Raw genomic sequence first — 14701 nt, forward strand, 5'->3', positions numbered from 1 at the left:
TCATTGAGCTAACCGTTAATCAATTTAGATAGAGAGCCAAGTATGTCTCAGGGTTTTATCGAATTCCCAAATATCGATCCTGTTCTTATTGAACTAGGACCAATCTCAGTTCGTTGGTACGGCCTAATGTACCTTGTCGGTTTTATGTTTGCTCTTTGGTTAGCAAATCGCCGAGCTGATCAACCGGGTAGTGGTTGGACTCGAGAGCAAGTATCAGACTTACTGTTTGCTGGCTTTCTAGGTGTGGTGTTGGGTGGTCGTATTGGCTACGTACTTTTCTACAACTTTGACCTTTTCCTAGCAGACCCACTGTACCTATTTAAGGTATGGACTGGCGGTATGTCTTTCCACGGTGGCTTGCTGGGTGTTATCACCGCAATGTTCTGGTATGCGAAAAAGAATGGTCGCACCTTCTTTGGCGTGGCAGACATGATTGCACCACTCGTCCCATTTGGTTTAGGTATGGGCCGTCTAGGTAACTTCATGAACAGCGAGCTTTGGGGCCGTGTGACTGATGTGCCATGGGCGATTGTGTTCCCTAACGGTGGTCCACTTCCTCGTCACCCATCTCAACTTTACGAGATGGCGCTTGAAGGTATCGTGCTGTTCTTCATCTTGAACTGGTTTATCAAAAAGCCGCGTCCTCTTGGTTCTGTATCAGGGTTATTCCTAGCTGGATATGGTACATTCCGCTTCTTAGTAGAATACGTACGTGAACCTGATGCTCACCTAGGTTTGTTCGGTGGATTTATCTCTATGGGACAAATTTTGTCACTGCCAATGGTTATCATCGGTGTGCTGATGATGGTGTGGGCATACAAGCGTGGTCACTACAAAGACGAATTACCACAACAAACGAAGTAAGGAATTGGTGTGAAACAGTATTTAGATCTCTGTCAGCGTATCGTTGATGACGGTACTTGGATTGAAAATGAACGCACGGGCAAGCGTTGCCTAACCGTGATCAATGCTGACCTTGAATATGATGTTGGTAATAACCAATTCCCACTGGTAACAACGCGTAAGAGTTTTTGGAAAGCCGCAGTTGCTGAGCTGCTTGGCTATATCCGTGGTTACGACAATGCTGAAGATTTTCGTAAGCTAGGGACTAAAACTTGGGATGCGAATTCTAACCTGAATGAAGCATGGCTGAATAACCCTTACCGCAAGGGTGAAGATGACATGGGCCGTGTTTATGGCGTTCAAGGACGTGCATGGGCAAAACCTGACGGCGGTCATATCGACCAACTGAAGAAGATTGTTGATGATCTAACTAACGGTATTGATGACCGCGGCGAGATCTTAAACTTCTACAACCCAGGTGAGTTCCACATGGGATGTTTGCGTCCGTGTATGTACAGCCATCACTTCTCACTACTTGGTGATACTCTGTACCTAAACAGCACTCAGCGCTCTTGCGATGTACCCCTAGGCCTGAACTTCAACATGGTTCAAGTGTATGTCTTCCTAGCTATCATGGCGCAAATCACGGGTAAGAAAGCTGGCGTGGCTTACCATAAGCTAGTAAATGCTCATATTTACGAAGATCAACTTGCACCTATGCGTGATATCCAGTTAAAGCGTGAGCCGTTAGCTGGCCCAACATTCCATATCAATCCTCAGATTAAGTCTCTAGAAGATTTGGAAACATGGGTAACGATGGATGACTTCTGGGTTGAAGGTTACGAATGCCACGAAGCGATTAAGTACCCATTCTCGGTTTAATCTCACTCGCTTTGTTTGATTGAAAGGCTGCCTCTGTGCAGCCTTTTTTGTATCTAAGTTACAGTGACGAGTAATCGAGATTCGAAGAGCAGAGAAATCATATGCTGTGTGATGCTTTATGTTACTCGTATACTCTCAACGCGCATTGGCTCTTTCTCTTCGATACTCGCTTACACGCATCTCGAATCTTTTTTCGATTCATCATTCCCTAGACTGACGAAGGAAGGAGTTGGGAGTCTCTTTCGTGGTGTGTTTGTGGGATTCCCTATCACGCTCGTTCCTCGCTGTAGGGAATGACGGAAATATATAGATGCGGGTAAACGAGATGCGGGATACGAAGAGCTAGAACGGACTTCTTTGGTGAGTAATGCTTACCTTACCGATTTACTCTTATATCGTATCAGTTTCAGCTCTTGTCACAAGCTTACTCATATCTCGAATTTGATTTTAGCTCTTCGTTACTCGTTTACCCGAATCCCGTATCTGCTCTTAAAAAGAAAAAGCCCGCAACCTAGGAGGTAGCGGGCTTTGCTATAAGCGATGTTTATTTTGCTATTAAGCGGTAAGAGCTAACACGCTACCAGGCAGTACAAGGAATACCGCAACAAGGTAACCAGCCACTACAGCTTTGTTCTTCACAGCCATGTCTGAAATCATGTCTGCCGCTTTAACTGGAAGTTCACGTAGGAACGGGATACCGAAGATGAATACCGTTGACATGATGTTGAACACCAAGTGTACTAGAGCAATTTGTAGTGCGAATACTGCGAACTCACCAGACACTGCTGTAGCTGCAAGTAGAGCCGTAATACATGTACCGATGTTTGCACCCAGAGTGAATGGGTAAACGTCACGTACTTTAAGAACACCTGAACCTACTAGTGGAACCATCAAGCTTGTTGTCGTAGAAGAAGACTGAACAAGGATAGTCACGATAGAGCCAGAAGCGATACCGTGGATTGGACCACGACCGATTGCGTTCTTTAGAATCTCACGAGCACGACCAACCATTAGGCTCTTCATCAGCTTACCCATTACAGTAATAGCTACGAAGATAGTTGCGATACCTAGAGCGATAAGCATGATGCCGCCAACAGTGTCGCCAAACGTTGATAGTGGTTCTTTAATCGCACTTACAACAGGCTTAGTGATTGGCTTGATGAAGTTAAGACCACCCATGCTCATATCACCTGTTGCTAACATCGGTGATACTAACCAGTGAGAAATTTTCTCTAGAATTCCAAACGCCATCTCTAGTGGTAGGAAGATAGCAACGGCTAATAGGTTAAAGAAGTCGTGGATTGTCGCACTTGCGAATGCACGTTTGAACTCTTCTTTACAACGAACGTGACCAAGGCTAACTAGCGTATTGGTTACCGTAGTACCAATGTTAGCACCCATGATCATAGGAATTGCTAGCTCAACAGGTAAACCACCTGCCACAAGGCCAACGATAATTGAAGTAACTGTACTTGATGATTGAATAAGCGCTGTTGCTACTAAACCAATCATTAAGCCTGCAACTGGGTGTGAAGCAAATTCGAAAAGAACCTTTGCTTGCTCGCCTGTTGCCCATTTGAAGCCTGTACCAACCATTGAAACTGAAAGTAATAGTAGGTAAAGCATGAATGCCAAGTTAGCCCAGCGTAGCCAACGAGTAGTGCTCGAGATAGGCGCTGCTGCAGTAGTAGCTTGGTTCATAATGTTTTCTCCATTGGACCGTTTAAGTCTGTGTTTGGTCTGTTTGTTTAATCTGAGCGTGATGTTAGAGGGGAAATATTTCAGTAATATTACATTTTGGTTTAGGTGCGACTTTTTTGTGATGATTTACTCTTTAAATATTCCAATTGCTAATGTGGTTGTTTTAAGTTGTTGTTTTAAATTGTTTTTTAATGGAAATTCTATAGGTGATATAGATCTTAAAAGTTAGAAAAAAATTGAAAATAATCGATGAAATATTACATTATGAAATCAGACACTTCGAAAAAATAAGTGGTAAATCTATGTTTGGTTAGGTTTTTCCGAGTTTGTTGAGTGGCGGTGTCATATTTGATATAAAAGGGTATCTACTCTTTTATTACGGCACATCTATGTCGCATCTCAACTACAACCATCTGTATTACTTCTGGATGGTTTGCAAGCAAGGCTCTGTTACTAAAGCTGCAGAAGCCCTATTCCTAACACCACAAACGGTAACGGGGCAGATAAAAGCCTTAGAAGAACGCATGGATGGCAAGTTGACCAAGCGTAATGGCCGAAGTGTTGAGCCTACAGAGCTTGGGCAACTGGTCTTTAAATATGCCGATCGTATGTTTGGCCTGAGTTACGAGATGCTGGACATCGTGAATTACAGCCAGCACTCCAATATTCTGTTTGATGTTGGCGTCGCGGATGCGCTCTCTAAAAGACTCGTCAGTAAGATACTGATGTCGACCATCCCTCCAGATAACAGCATTCACTTGCGCTGTTTTGAATCGACCCATGAAATGCTACTTGAGCAACTCTCTCAACATAAGCTCGATATGATTTTGTCTGACTGTCCGGTGGACTCTAGTCAAAGCCCGGGCCTGTTCAGTAAAAAGCTGGGTGAGAGTGGAATGAGCTTTTTTAGTTCAGGTCAGGTTGAAGGGGTTAATTTCCCTGCTGTATTGGAGCAAAGAAAGCTTTTGATCCCTGGCAGCCGAACCTCAATGGGTCGTAAAGTGCTGCAATGGTTTGATAGACAAGGGCTTAAGCCAGATATTTTAGGTGAGTTTGATGATGCCGCATTGATGAAGGCTTTTGCTCGTTACCATCATGACGTAATATTTTTAGCACCGACGATTTATATGTCTGAAGTGGAAGACGACACATCACTGCAACTATTAGGCGGTATTGAAGAGTTAAAAGAGGAGTACTACGTCATATTTGCTGAGAGGATGATCCAACATCCAGCAGTAAAAAACGTATGTGACGCAGATTTTAGCAAATTGTTCGAGTGAGATAGTTTGTTAATGAATTGATATCGATTATCATAAATCCGCAATATGCCGGAAATACTGATAGCCCGTAGTTGGCGTAAAGGTTGTAGGGAGCCAAACTATGAACTTAAAAGAGATGGAGAAGAACTCAGCACAAGCTGTGATTCTACTCAAAGCCATGGCTAACGAGCGTCGCTTACAGATTTTGTGCCTATTACATGGCACTGAACTGTCGGTTGGGGAGTTGTGTGGCAAGTTGGAACTGAGTCAGTCTGCTTTATCTCAACATCTTGCTTGGTTGAGAAGAGATGGTTTGGTCGAAACTCGCAAAGAAGCTCAAACTGTGTATTACACATTGAGTAGTGAAGAAGTAAAAGCGATGATTAACCTACTGCATGGTATTTACTGCAAGTAGCTTATTGCTGGTGGGAGGGGGATTTCTTATCAGCGATAGAATGACACAAGGAAGTGTTAGCATTTCACATTGAACGTTAGTGTTTACCTATCTATCTACGTACCAATTTGCTTCTCTATTTATTTTTCTGATTGTTTGTTTTATCTATCTGCTTAAATTGTTTATCGGTCAGAAAAACGGCTGTTAGCACGTAAAATAAAAGCGTTACTCAAAATTTAGATATAAAAAAACCGGCCTAGGCCGGTTTTTTTCGTTTTGCGTTGTAATCAAATTTCTATTAAAGAGCTTTGATTGCAGCAGCGAAACGAGACTTATGACGTGCAGCTTTATTCTTATGAATAAGGCCTTTAGTCGCCATACGGTCAAGAAGTGGTGTAACTTCTACAAGAGCAGCAGTTGCAGCTTCTTTATCACCAGCTGCGATAGCTGCGATAGTCTTTTTCATGTAAGTGCGCATCATAGAACGACGGCTAGCATTGTGCTGGCGACGTTTCTCAGCTTGGATAGCGCGCTTCTTAGCAGATTTACTGTTTGCCAAGGGTCTAACTCCCAAAAACTTAGTTCGGTGACAATTTAAGGGCGAGGACTATCCCTCATTAGCGCTTAATTGTCAAATGATTTGTGCAAAAACCAATCGTAGCCAAACAAACTTTGGTATGGAAAGGTCATCGCGGTTAAGATGGCGGGGATTCTAACAGCATTTTTAGACCAATGCTAATAAATATGCTTCTTAGGACAGGATAGTATTTATCCTCGCTTGAAAGTAATCAACCAGTGTCAGAGGTTTCTGTGAGTAAACGACTATTAAAGTCAGGCCTGATTGTCAGCGCAATGACTTTTGTTTCCCGTGTATTGGGGCTAGTACGTGATGTAGTAGTAGCAAATTTGATGGGGGCAGGAGCGAGTGCCGACGTATTTTTCTTCGCTAATAAAATTCCTAATTTCTTACGTCGACTTTTTGCAGAAGGTGCGTTTTCTCAAGCGTTTGTTCCTGTATTAACGGAATATCACGCCGCAGGTGATAAAGATAAGACACGAGATTTAATTGCTAAGGTGTCGGGGACGCTCGGGGTTTTAGTTTCTATTGTCACCGTCATCGGGGTATTGGGCTCTGGCGTGATCACCGCGATGTTTGGTGCGGGTTGGTTTATCGACTGGCTAAATGATGGCCCATCAGCACCCAAATTTGAGCTAGCGAGCTTTATGCTCAAGATTACCTTTCCTTATTTATGGTTTATCACCTTCGTCGCTTTATCTGGTGCCATTCTTAATACATTAGGTAAATTTGCGGTCTCTTCTTTTACTCCTGTGTTCTTGAACGTGATGATCATAGGCGCTGCATGGTTTATCTCACCTAATTTAGAACAACCAGAAATTGGTTTGGCTATTGGTGTGTTTCTTGGTGGCTTAGTCCAATTCCTTTTCCAAATGCCTTTCTTGATCAAAGCGGGTGTGTTGGTTAAGCCGAAGTGGGGATGGAGAGACCCGGGTGTGGTTAAGATCCGCACATTAATGATCCCTGCTCTGTTCGGTGTATCGGTCAGCCAAATCAACTTATTGTTTGATACCTTTATTGCCAGCTTCCTCGCAACAGGCTCTATCAGTTGGTTGTACTACTCAGACCGACTGCTTGAATTTCCTCTCGGTTTATTCGGTATCGCGATTGCGACTGTGATTCTTCCTGCTTTGTCTCGTAAACACGTAGATGCTCAAGGGGAAGGGTTCGCGCATACCATGGATTGGGGCGTGCGCATGGTGTTGCTGCTTGGTATTCCTGCGATGTTAGGTCTTATCGTTTTAGCTAAACCCATGTTGATGGTGCTATTTATGCGTGGTGAGTTCTCTCCACACGATGTACAGCAAGCATCGATGTCATTGGTAGCTTACGCATCAGGCTTGCTTAATTTCATGCTGATTAAAGTTTTAGCTCCGGGCTATTACTCTCGCCAAGATACCAAAACACCGGTTAAGTACGGCATTATCGCTATGGTGACCAATATGGTGTTTAACGCGATCTTTGCTTATTTTTATGGCTATGTGGGTTTGGCGATTGCGACGGCACTGTCTGCCTTTGTGAATATGGCCTTGTTATATCGAGGATTGCACCTTGCGGGTGTGTATCAATTAACTAAGACAACCTTGTTGTTCAGTGCCAAATTAATTATCTCAGGTGTGGTGATGGTAGCGGCTATTTTATGGCAGCTGGATAATATGCAACATTGGCTTGAATGGAGCTTTAGCCAGAGAGCGCTGACATTAACTGGCTTGATTGGACTTGGTGGCTTTGTTTATATTGTTTCGGTACTGATTTTAGGTATCCGAGTAAAACATTTAAAAGCAGCGACAGATTAATACTGATTAGTATATAATCCGTCGGTTTCACACAATAAATGATGCAAATAACAGGTTTTAGCTGATCATAATGGAACTGATCCGAGGTATACACAATATTAAAGCGCAGCATCATGGCTGTGTATTAACCATAGGTAACTTCGATGGTGTTCATTTAGGACATCAAGAGGTTTTGAGTCAGGTTTCTAAACAAGCTGCAGCATTAGGGCTACCTTCTGTTGTTATGACGTTTGAACCGCAGCCTATGGAGCTGTTTGCCCGAGATAGAGCGCCAGCACGTTTAACTCGTTTACGAGACAAATACGTGCAACTGAGTAAGCTAGATATCAGTCGCTTATTGTGTGTTAATTTTAATCAGTATTTTGCAAGTTTATCCGCGGAAGCATTCATTAAGGATCTTTTGGTTGATAAGCTTGGTGTGAAGTTCTTGGTGGTTGGTGACGATTTTTGCTTTGGTAAAGGTCGTACCGGTAATTTCGCTATGCTCAGAGAGGCGGGCGAGAAGTACGGTTTTGAGGTGGTCAGCACCCAAAGCTATTGCTTAAACCAATTACGAGTAAGCAGTACTGAGATACGAAATGCATTAGCGGTCGATGACTTGGCTGCAAGTGCTACCATGTTAGGACGTGATTACAGTATTAGTGGTCGAGTGTCCCATGGTCGAAAACTAGGGAGAACTATCGGTTTCCCTACCGCTAATATTCCATTAAAGCGTTGTGTTTCTCCTGTATCGGGAGTGTATGTTGTTGAAGCTTTGGATATCGACGGTGTTCCTGTCGGTGGCGTTGCTAATATTGGACAACGACCAACAGTTAATGGGGTAAGGCAGCAATTGGAAGTGCATTTTTTTGACTTTAAAGCCAATTTATATGGTAAACAGTTAGAAGTACGACTTTTGCACAAACTGCGCGACGAGATAAAATTTGAATCGTTCGACGCACTAAAGAATCAAATAGAATTGGATGCTGAAGCCGCAAGGGTGTGGCTGCTTCAGCTAAAGAATTAATCGGATGATTCCACCGATTAACATAATGTCTAACTTCGCCCAATATAACGGAATTAAGAATCGATGAGTGATTATAAAGATACCCTGAACTTACCAGAAACAGGGTTCCCAATGCGCGGCAATCTGGCAAATCGTGAGCCAGAAATGCTGAAGCGTTGGTACAAAGAAGATCTTTACGGCGAAATCCGTAAGGCAAAGAAAGGTAAAAAATCTTTCGTACTGCATGATGGCCCTCCATACGCGAACGGCGACATTCACATTGGCCACGCGCTGAATAAGATTCTTAAAGACATTATTATCAAATCTAAGACCCTTTCTGGTTTTGATGCACCGTACATCCCTGGTTGGGACTGTCACGGTCTTCCAATCGAGCTAATGGTTGAGAAGAAGAAAGGTAAGCCTGGTCAGAAGATTTCGGCTGCTGAATTCCGCGAAGAGTGTCGTAAGTACGCTGCGGGTCAAGTTGAAGGTCAGAAAGAGAGCTTCAAACGTCTTGGCATCATGGGCGAGTGGGACAAACCTTACCGCACTATGGATTTCGGCACAGAAGCGAACATCATTCGTTCTCTAGGCAAAATCGCAGATAAAGGTCACCTTCTTAAAGGTTTCAAACCCGTTCACTGGTGTACTGATTGTGGTTCTGCTCTGGCTGAAGCTGAAGTTGAATACAAAGATAAAGTTTCTCCATCTATCGATGTGAAATTTACAGCAGCTGACGAAGCGGCGCTTCTAGAGAAATTTACTCTAGCTGAAGGTCACGCGGGTCAGGGCGAAATCTCTATCGTTATCTGGACAACAACACCATGGACTCTGCCGGCTAACCGTGCAGTATGTCTACGTGACGATCTTGAATACGTGCTTATCCAAGTTGAAGCGAATGGCGACCAGCCAGCTCAACGTATCGTTGTTGCTTCTGAACTAGCAAAAGACGTAATGGATCGTGCAGGCATCGAGCATTTCCATAACCTAGGCTTTGCAACTGGTGCTGATCTTGAGCTTTCTCAGTTCAACCACCCGTTCTACGACTTCACAGTTCCTGCGATCCTTGGTGATCACGTTACGACGGATTCTGGTACTGGTGTGGTTCACACTGCTCCTGGTCACGGTCAAGAGGATTTCGTGGTTGGTAAGAAGTACAACCTAGAAATCGCTAACCCAGTAGGCTCTAACGGCGTTTACCTGCCTGATACTGAGCTATTTGCTGGTCAGCATGTATTCAAAGCGAACGACTCTGTTTTAGAAGTTCTAAAAGAGAAAGGTGCACTTCTGCATCACCACGCTTACGAGCACAGCTACCCACACTGTTGGAGACACAAAACTCCAATAATCTTCCGTGCAACACCACAGTGGTTCATCTCTATGGATCAAGCTGGCCTACGTGCTAAAGCACTAGAGTCAATCAAGAGTGTTGAGTGGTTGCCTGAATGGGGTCAAAGCCGTATCGAAGGCATGGTTGAAGGTCGTCCTGAGTGGTGTATCTCTCGTCAACGTACTTGGGGTGTGCCAATTGCTTTGTTTGTTCATAAAGAAACAGCAGAACTTCACCCAGAAAGCCCAGCGCTTATTGAAAAAGTTGCGAAGCTAGTTGAAGAGAAAGGCATTCAAGCTTGGTGGGATGTAGACGCTGCTGAACTTATGGGCGCAGAAGACGCTGATAAGTACGAAAAAGTAATGGATACGTTAGACGTATGGTTCGACTCAGGTGTTACGCACTTCTCTGTTGTTGATTCTCGTGAAGAGTACAACTTCCCGAACGAAGAGCGCACTCACAGTGCTGATCTTTACCTTGAAGGTTCAGACCAACACCGTGGTTGGTTCCAGTCTTCTCTAATTTCATCTATCGCGATGAAAGACGAAGCACCGTACAAGCAAGTACTAACGCACGGTTTCGTAGTGGATGGTAACGGCCGTAAGATGTCTAAATCTATCGGTAACGTTGTTGCTCCTAAAGACGTAACCAACAAGCTAGGTGCAGATATCCTGCGTCTATGGGTTGCTTCTACAGACTACACGGGTGAAGTTGCGGTTTCTGATGAAATCCTGAAGCGTTCAGCGGATGCTTACCGTCGTATTCGTAACACGGCTCGTTTCTTCCTAGCGAACTTGAACGGTTTCAACCCTGAAACTGACCTAGTTCCTGCTGAAGAGATGGTTGCACTTGATCGCTGGGCTGTTGGCCGTGCTCAAGCTGCACAAGAAGAGATTGTTAAAGCATACGGCGAGTACAACACTCACGGTGTGACTCAACGTCTAATGCAGTTCTGTTCTATCGAAATGGGTTCTTTCTACCTAGACGTAATCAAAGACCGTCAGTACACAGCGAAGCAGGGCAGCCATGCTCAACGTAGCTGTCAAACGGCGCTTTACTACATCGTAGAAGCTCTAGTTCGTTGGATGGCACCTATCATGTCGTTCACTGCAGATGAAATTTGGAACGAAATGCCAAGCTCTTTACCAACTGGAGAGCAGCGCGACACGTTCGTATTCACAGGTGAGTGGTTCGAAGGTCTATTTGGTCTTGCAGAAGGCGAAGAGCTAAGCAACGAATTCTGGACTGAAATCCAGTCTGTTCGTGGCGCAGTGAACAAGCTTCTTGAAGATGCTCGTAAAGAGAAAACGATCGGTGGTGCACTGCAAGCTGAAGTTACTCTATACGCTGACGATGCACTGGCTGCTAAAATCAACAAGCTAGAAGATGAGCTACGTTTCGTACTTATCACCTCTGCAGCTGTTGTTAAGCCACTGAGCGAGAAGTCTGATGCAGCGCAAGCGACAGACGTTGCTGGTCTATTCGTTGAAGTTGCGGCTACTGAAGCTGAGAAGTGTGACCGTTGCTGGCACCACACTCCAGATGTAGGCACTATCGAAGGTCACGAGAAAGTTTGTGGTCGTTGTGTGTCGAACATCGACGGTGAAGGCGAAGTGCGTAAGTTCGCATAACGACTCAGAGAAAGACTGAACTTTTTGTAAAAATCATAGCCCCAGTATCAACTGGGGTTATTTTTAGTTATAGGAAATGTGTTTAACCAAGTTGGTAATCAAGGTCACGTAAGGTGACTAACAATTAATACCAACTTCGTAAATACTAGGAATAGAAATGAGTGAAGTTTCGTTAAAACAATCTGGTGTACGTTGGTTATGGCTGGCTCTATTGGTCTTCTTGGCTGATATCGGCATTAAACTCTTTGTCATGGACAATATGGGTTATGGTTGGGCAAACCGTATTGAGGTGCTGCCATTCTTTAACTTTTTGTACGTGCATAACTACGGTGCAGCGTTTAGCTTCTTGAGTGATCAAAGTGGTTGGCAGCGTTGGTTATTTACGGGTATCGCATTTGCGGTAACAGGTATGCTGACGTACTGGATGAGCAAACTACCAGCAACAGAGAAGTGGAATAACATTGCTTATGCGATCATCATTGGTGGTGCAGTAGGTAATGTGTTTGACCGAGTCGTACATGGCTTTGTTGTCGATTACTTAGACTTCTACTGGGGCACTTACCACTGGCCTGCATTTAACTTAGCGGATATGGGAATCTGTATCGGTGCTGCGATGATCATCTTAGATGGTTTCCGTAAGAAAGACGAAAGCAAATAGCTTGCTTCAAAGTCAGTCTATGACTCACAGAATAGAATAGCCCTAAGCGCTGTCGGTTGATTCCGACGGCGCTTTTTTTTATGCTTCAGTCAACAAGGAAGCAAAGCACAGCGCATCCTCAAATAATAAAGAAGTCTAAGGAAAGTAACGTGGCAGCAATTAAAAATGATTCAGCAGTAACTCTACATTTTACGATTAAAATGAAGGATGGTTCAGTTGCCGATAGTACGGAGAACATGGGCAAACCAGCGAAGTTCGTCATGGGTGATGGCAGCCTAAGTGAGAACTTTGAAGCGTGCTTACTTGGACTTGAAGCCGGCACTGAAAAGTCTATCGAACTGAAGGCGGAAGACGCGTTTGGTATGCCAAACCCAGATCATATTCACTATATGGATCGTGCTAAGTTTGTTGGCGATTCTGAAGTTGAAGTGGGCACTATCATGGCATTTTCAGGTGCTGACGGTATGGAAATTCCAGGTATTATTACTGAGATCGCAGGTGATTCAGTGACGGTTGATTTTAATCACCCACTCGCTGGTCAAGACGTTAGCTTTGACGTCAATATCTTAACGGTAGAATAACTCTCTTAACGTTAGAATAGCTGTCTTCACGCTAGAATAAGATAGCCTTACAGCTGTGATCTCACCCAGAGCTTCACTGTCTAGACGCTTCACTGTAGAATGCGAACCTCGCTGACGGCGAACTCTATAGAAGCAACCTTAGTACCGCGGTAAATGATGAGCAATGAAATGAAAATAATGTTAGCTAACCCTCGTGGCTTTTGTGCCGGTGTCGATCGTGCGATCAGCATCGTAGAGCGTGCACTCGAAATGTATCAGCCACCGATCTATGTTCGCCATGAAGTGGTACACAACCGCTTTGTTGTTGAGGGGCTCAAGCAGCGTGGTGCTATTTTTGTCGAAGAACTGAGTGAGGTGCCAGACGACAACATCGTGATCTTTTCGGCTCACGGTGTTTCTCAAGCGGTTCGTAAAGAAGCGAAAGAGCGTGAGTTAACGGTATTTGATGCGACGTGTCCTTTGGTGACTAAAGTTCATATGGAGGTTGCTCGTGCGAGCCGCAAACATATGGAAGTGGTACTGATTGGCCACGCAGGTCACCCTGAAGTGGAAGGCACTATGGGTCAGTACGCGAGCCAAACTGGTGGTATGTACTTGGTTGAAAGACCAAAGGACGTACAGAACCTCGTGGTGAATGATCCAAGTAACCTGCACTATGTTAGCCAAACTACGCTATCAGTAGATGAAACTGCAGATGTGATTGAAGAGCTACGTCGAGTGTTCCCTGAGATTCAAGGCCCACGTAAAGACGACATCTGTTACGCGACTCAAAACCGTCAAGACGCTGTGCGTGAGATGGCGAATGACGTTGATGTGGTGATAGTGGTTGGTTCTAAGAACTCATCGAATTCAACTCGTCTAAAAGAGCTAGCTGAGAAACTAGGCACACCAGGCTACCTAACTGACTGTCCTGAAGACATTCAAACCGAGTGGGTTGAAGGGAAAAAGAAAATCGGTGTAACAGCCGGTGCTTCTGCTCCTGAAGAGCTGGTAAACCAAATTCTAGATCGTATTCGTGAGCTAGGTGCGACTGACGTTGAAGAGATTCAAGGTCGTGAAGAGAACATGTTCTTTGAAGTACCAAAAGAGCTACAGATTAAGCAAGTCGACTAATCTCTATTGATTGGTGACAAGATCGATGCGTAACACTATCGATTTGCAAGCACTATTGATTTGTAAACAGCAGGAAGCCAACGTTGATACGTTGGCTTTTTTGATCGTGCTTTGGAACAAGGCGTCTAATTCTAACGCGTTACTGGAGACCGAGTTGCTCTTTTAAAGTCTTTAAATAACGACGACTCACCGGGACTTCAAAGCCAGTCAGGGTAATGATCTCTGCTAATCCATTTTCTAGCAGTTTGATCTCTTGGATCGATTTTATGTTGATCAAATACTGTCGATGACAGCGGATCAAATCGGTCTTTTCTTCCAAGATCTTTAGTGTTAACTGTGAGGTTGCGGTTTGCGATGAGCTACGAACATGCACACCACTGATATCGGAATAGGCGCACTCTACCGTTTGGCTTGCCATGATCACAATGCGGTTATGACCAATACATGGGATTTGCTCTAAGTGACAGGGAGCAATCGCTGAGATGTTCTGTTCTGGTGCTTTCTGATTTTGTTTGATGACCTTATTCAGGCGACAAACGCTCTTGTTTAATCGACAAGGCTCGACTGGCTTAAGTAGGTAATCAAAAGCGTTATCTTCAAAGGCTTGAATCGCATATTGGTCGTAGGCGGTGACGAATACCACGTAGGGCATGGTATCTGGGTCAAGCATGCTTAACAGCTCAATCCCAGTAACCTGCGGCATTTGGATATCCAAATACACGACATCAGGCTTGAGTAGGTTGATCTGTTTCAGTCCTTCGATCGCGTTACTCGCTTGGCCTATGATTTCCACTTCTCCGGTTTCGGTCAGCAGCTCAATCAGTTCTTCGCGAGCAAAAAGCTCATCATCGATAACTAGTGCCTTTAACATCCTACAATCTTCATCTTGGTTCTATCCCTGCTTGGTTCACGCTTATCTTTTAAATGTCTGCTTCTAAATGTTTCAACTCG

13 protein-coding genes are annotated in these 14701 nt (G+C 44.3%); 10 read left to right on the forward strand and 3 right to left on the reverse strand.

What is annotated here, in order from left to right:
- Nucleotides 1-42 precede the first annotated feature (42 nt).
- Together lgt and AB6E51_RS07955 are read left to right on the forward strand one after the other, a co-directional pair.
- Entirely contained in the window at nucleotides 43-864 is an 822-nt protein-coding gene (gene lgt / locus AB6E51_RS07950) for a prolipoprotein diacylglyceryl transferase (protein WP_017059338.1), read from the forward strand.
- A gap of 9 nt (nucleotides 865-873) precedes the next feature.
- Nucleotides 874-1725, forward strand: a complete 852-nt coding sequence (locus AB6E51_RS07955) for a thymidylate synthase (RefSeq protein WP_017059339.1) — start codon at nucleotides 874-876, stop codon at nucleotides 1723-1725.
- 555 nt (nucleotides 1726-2280) lie between these two features.
- On the opposite strand, the gene AB6E51_RS07960 is transcribed toward AB6E51_RS07955, so the two are convergent.
- Entirely contained in the window at nucleotides 2281-3426 is a 1146-nt protein-coding gene (locus AB6E51_RS07960; protein WP_017059340.1) for a Na/Pi symporter, read from the reverse strand.
- 389 nt (nucleotides 3427-3815) lie between these two features.
- Between AB6E51_RS07960 and nhaR the strand changes: the two genes are divergently transcribed.
- Entirely contained in the window at nucleotides 3816-4706 is an 891-nt protein-coding gene (nhaR, locus tag AB6E51_RS07965; protein WP_017059341.1) for a transcriptional activator NhaR, read from the forward strand.
- Nucleotides 4707-4806: 100 nt separating this feature from the next.
- Nucleotides 4807-5100 carry a metalloregulator ArsR/SmtB family transcription factor gene (locus AB6E51_RS07970; RefSeq protein ID WP_004735028.1) on the forward strand — a complete coding sequence of 98 codons (294 nt, stop codon included), beginning with the start codon at nucleotides 4807-4809 and terminating at the stop codon, nucleotides 5098-5100.
- A 277-nt stretch (nucleotides 5101-5377) separates the two neighbouring features.
- On the opposite strand, the gene rpsT is transcribed toward AB6E51_RS07970, so the two are convergent.
- Nucleotides 5378-5638 (reverse strand): 30S ribosomal protein S20, encoded by a 261-nt coding sequence (gene rpsT / locus AB6E51_RS07975; protein WP_004739529.1) that lies wholly within the window; start codon nucleotides 5636-5638, stop codon nucleotides 5378-5380.
- Nucleotides 5639-5889: 251 nt separating this feature from the next.
- Here rpsT and murJ point away from each other — a divergent pair, with 251 nt between their 5' ends.
- The 6 genes from murJ (at nucleotide 5890) to ispH (ending at nucleotide 13750) form a co-directional block, all read left to right on the forward strand.
- Nucleotides 5890-7452 (forward strand): murein biosynthesis integral membrane protein MurJ, encoded by a 1563-nt coding sequence (gene murJ / locus AB6E51_RS07980; RefSeq protein ID WP_032545655.1) that lies wholly within the window; start codon nucleotides 5890-5892, stop codon nucleotides 7450-7452.
- Nucleotides 7453-7522: 70 nt separating this feature from the next.
- The gene (ribF, locus tag AB6E51_RS07985) at nucleotides 7523-8458 is read left to right on the forward strand and encodes a bifunctional riboflavin kinase/FAD synthetase (RefSeq protein WP_372057779.1); all 936 of its coding nucleotides are present in this window, start codon (nucleotides 7523-7525) and stop codon (nucleotides 8456-8458) included.
- A gap of 63 nt (nucleotides 8459-8521) precedes the next feature.
- Nucleotides 8522-11398 (forward strand): isoleucine--tRNA ligase, encoded by a 2877-nt coding sequence (gene ileS / locus AB6E51_RS07990; RefSeq protein WP_372057778.1) that lies wholly within the window; start codon nucleotides 8522-8524, stop codon nucleotides 11396-11398.
- Between the two features lie 157 nt (nucleotides 11399-11555).
- Nucleotides 11556-12056 carry a signal peptidase II gene (lspA, locus tag AB6E51_RS07995; RefSeq protein ID WP_004739521.1) on the forward strand — a complete coding sequence of 167 codons (501 nt, stop codon included), beginning with the start codon at nucleotides 11556-11558 and terminating at the stop codon, nucleotides 12054-12056.
- Between the two features lie 149 nt (nucleotides 12057-12205).
- Nucleotides 12206-12637, forward strand: a complete 432-nt coding sequence (gene fkpB / locus AB6E51_RS08000) for an FKBP-type peptidyl-prolyl cis-trans isomerase (RefSeq protein ID WP_372057777.1) — start codon at nucleotides 12206-12208, stop codon at nucleotides 12635-12637.
- Nucleotides 12638-12793: 156 nt separating this feature from the next.
- Nucleotides 12794-13750 carry a 4-hydroxy-3-methylbut-2-enyl diphosphate reductase gene (ispH, locus tag AB6E51_RS08005; protein WP_372057805.1) on the forward strand — a complete coding sequence of 319 codons (957 nt, stop codon included), beginning with the start codon at nucleotides 12794-12796 and terminating at the stop codon, nucleotides 13748-13750.
- 139 nt (nucleotides 13751-13889) lie between these two features.
- On the opposite strand, the gene btsR is transcribed toward ispH, so the two are convergent.
- On the reverse strand, nucleotides 13890-14621 hold the full coding sequence (btsR, locus tag AB6E51_RS08010) for a two-component system response regulator BtsR (RefSeq protein WP_017070063.1): 732 nt from the start codon (nucleotides 14619-14621) through the stop codon (nucleotides 13890-13892).
- Between the last annotated feature and the right edge of the window lie 80 nt (nucleotides 14622-14701).

The sequence above is a fragment of the Vibrio sp. 10N.247.311.47 genome (assembly GCF_041467535.1).
Taxonomy (GTDB): domain Bacteria; phylum Pseudomonadota; class Gammaproteobacteria; order Enterobacterales; family Vibrionaceae; genus Vibrio; species Vibrio crassostreae_C.

Coding starts and splice junctions, on each gene's coding strand:
- lgt (WP_017059338.1), top strand. CDS start 43: ATGTCTCAGGGTTTTATCGAATTCCCAAATATCGATCCTGTTCTTATT.
- AB6E51_RS07960 (WP_017059340.1), bottom strand. CDS start 3,426: ATGAACCAAGCTACTACTGCAGCAGCGCCTATCTCGAGCACTACTCGT.
- nhaR (WP_017059341.1), top strand. CDS start 3,816: ATGTCGCATCTCAACTACAACCATCTGTATTACTTCTGGATGGTTTGC.
- AB6E51_RS07970 (WP_004735028.1), top strand. CDS start 4,807: ATGAACTTAAAAGAGATGGAGAAGAACTCAGCACAAGCTGTGATTCTA.
- ribF (WP_372057779.1), top strand. CDS start 7,523: ATGGAACTGATCCGAGGTATACACAATATTAAAGCGCAGCATCATGGC.
- ileS (WP_372057778.1), top strand. CDS start 8,522: ATGAGTGATTATAAAGATACCCTGAACTTACCAGAAACAGGGTTCCCA.
- lspA (WP_004739521.1), top strand. CDS start 11,556: ATGAGTGAAGTTTCGTTAAAACAATCTGGTGTACGTTGGTTATGGCTG.
- ispH (WP_372057805.1), top strand. CDS start 12,794: ATGAGCAATGAAATGAAAATAATGTTAGCTAACCCTCGTGGCTTTTGT.
- btsR (WP_017070063.1), bottom strand. CDS start 14,621: ATGTTAAAGGCACTAGTTATCGATGATGAGCTTTTTGCTCGCGAAGAA.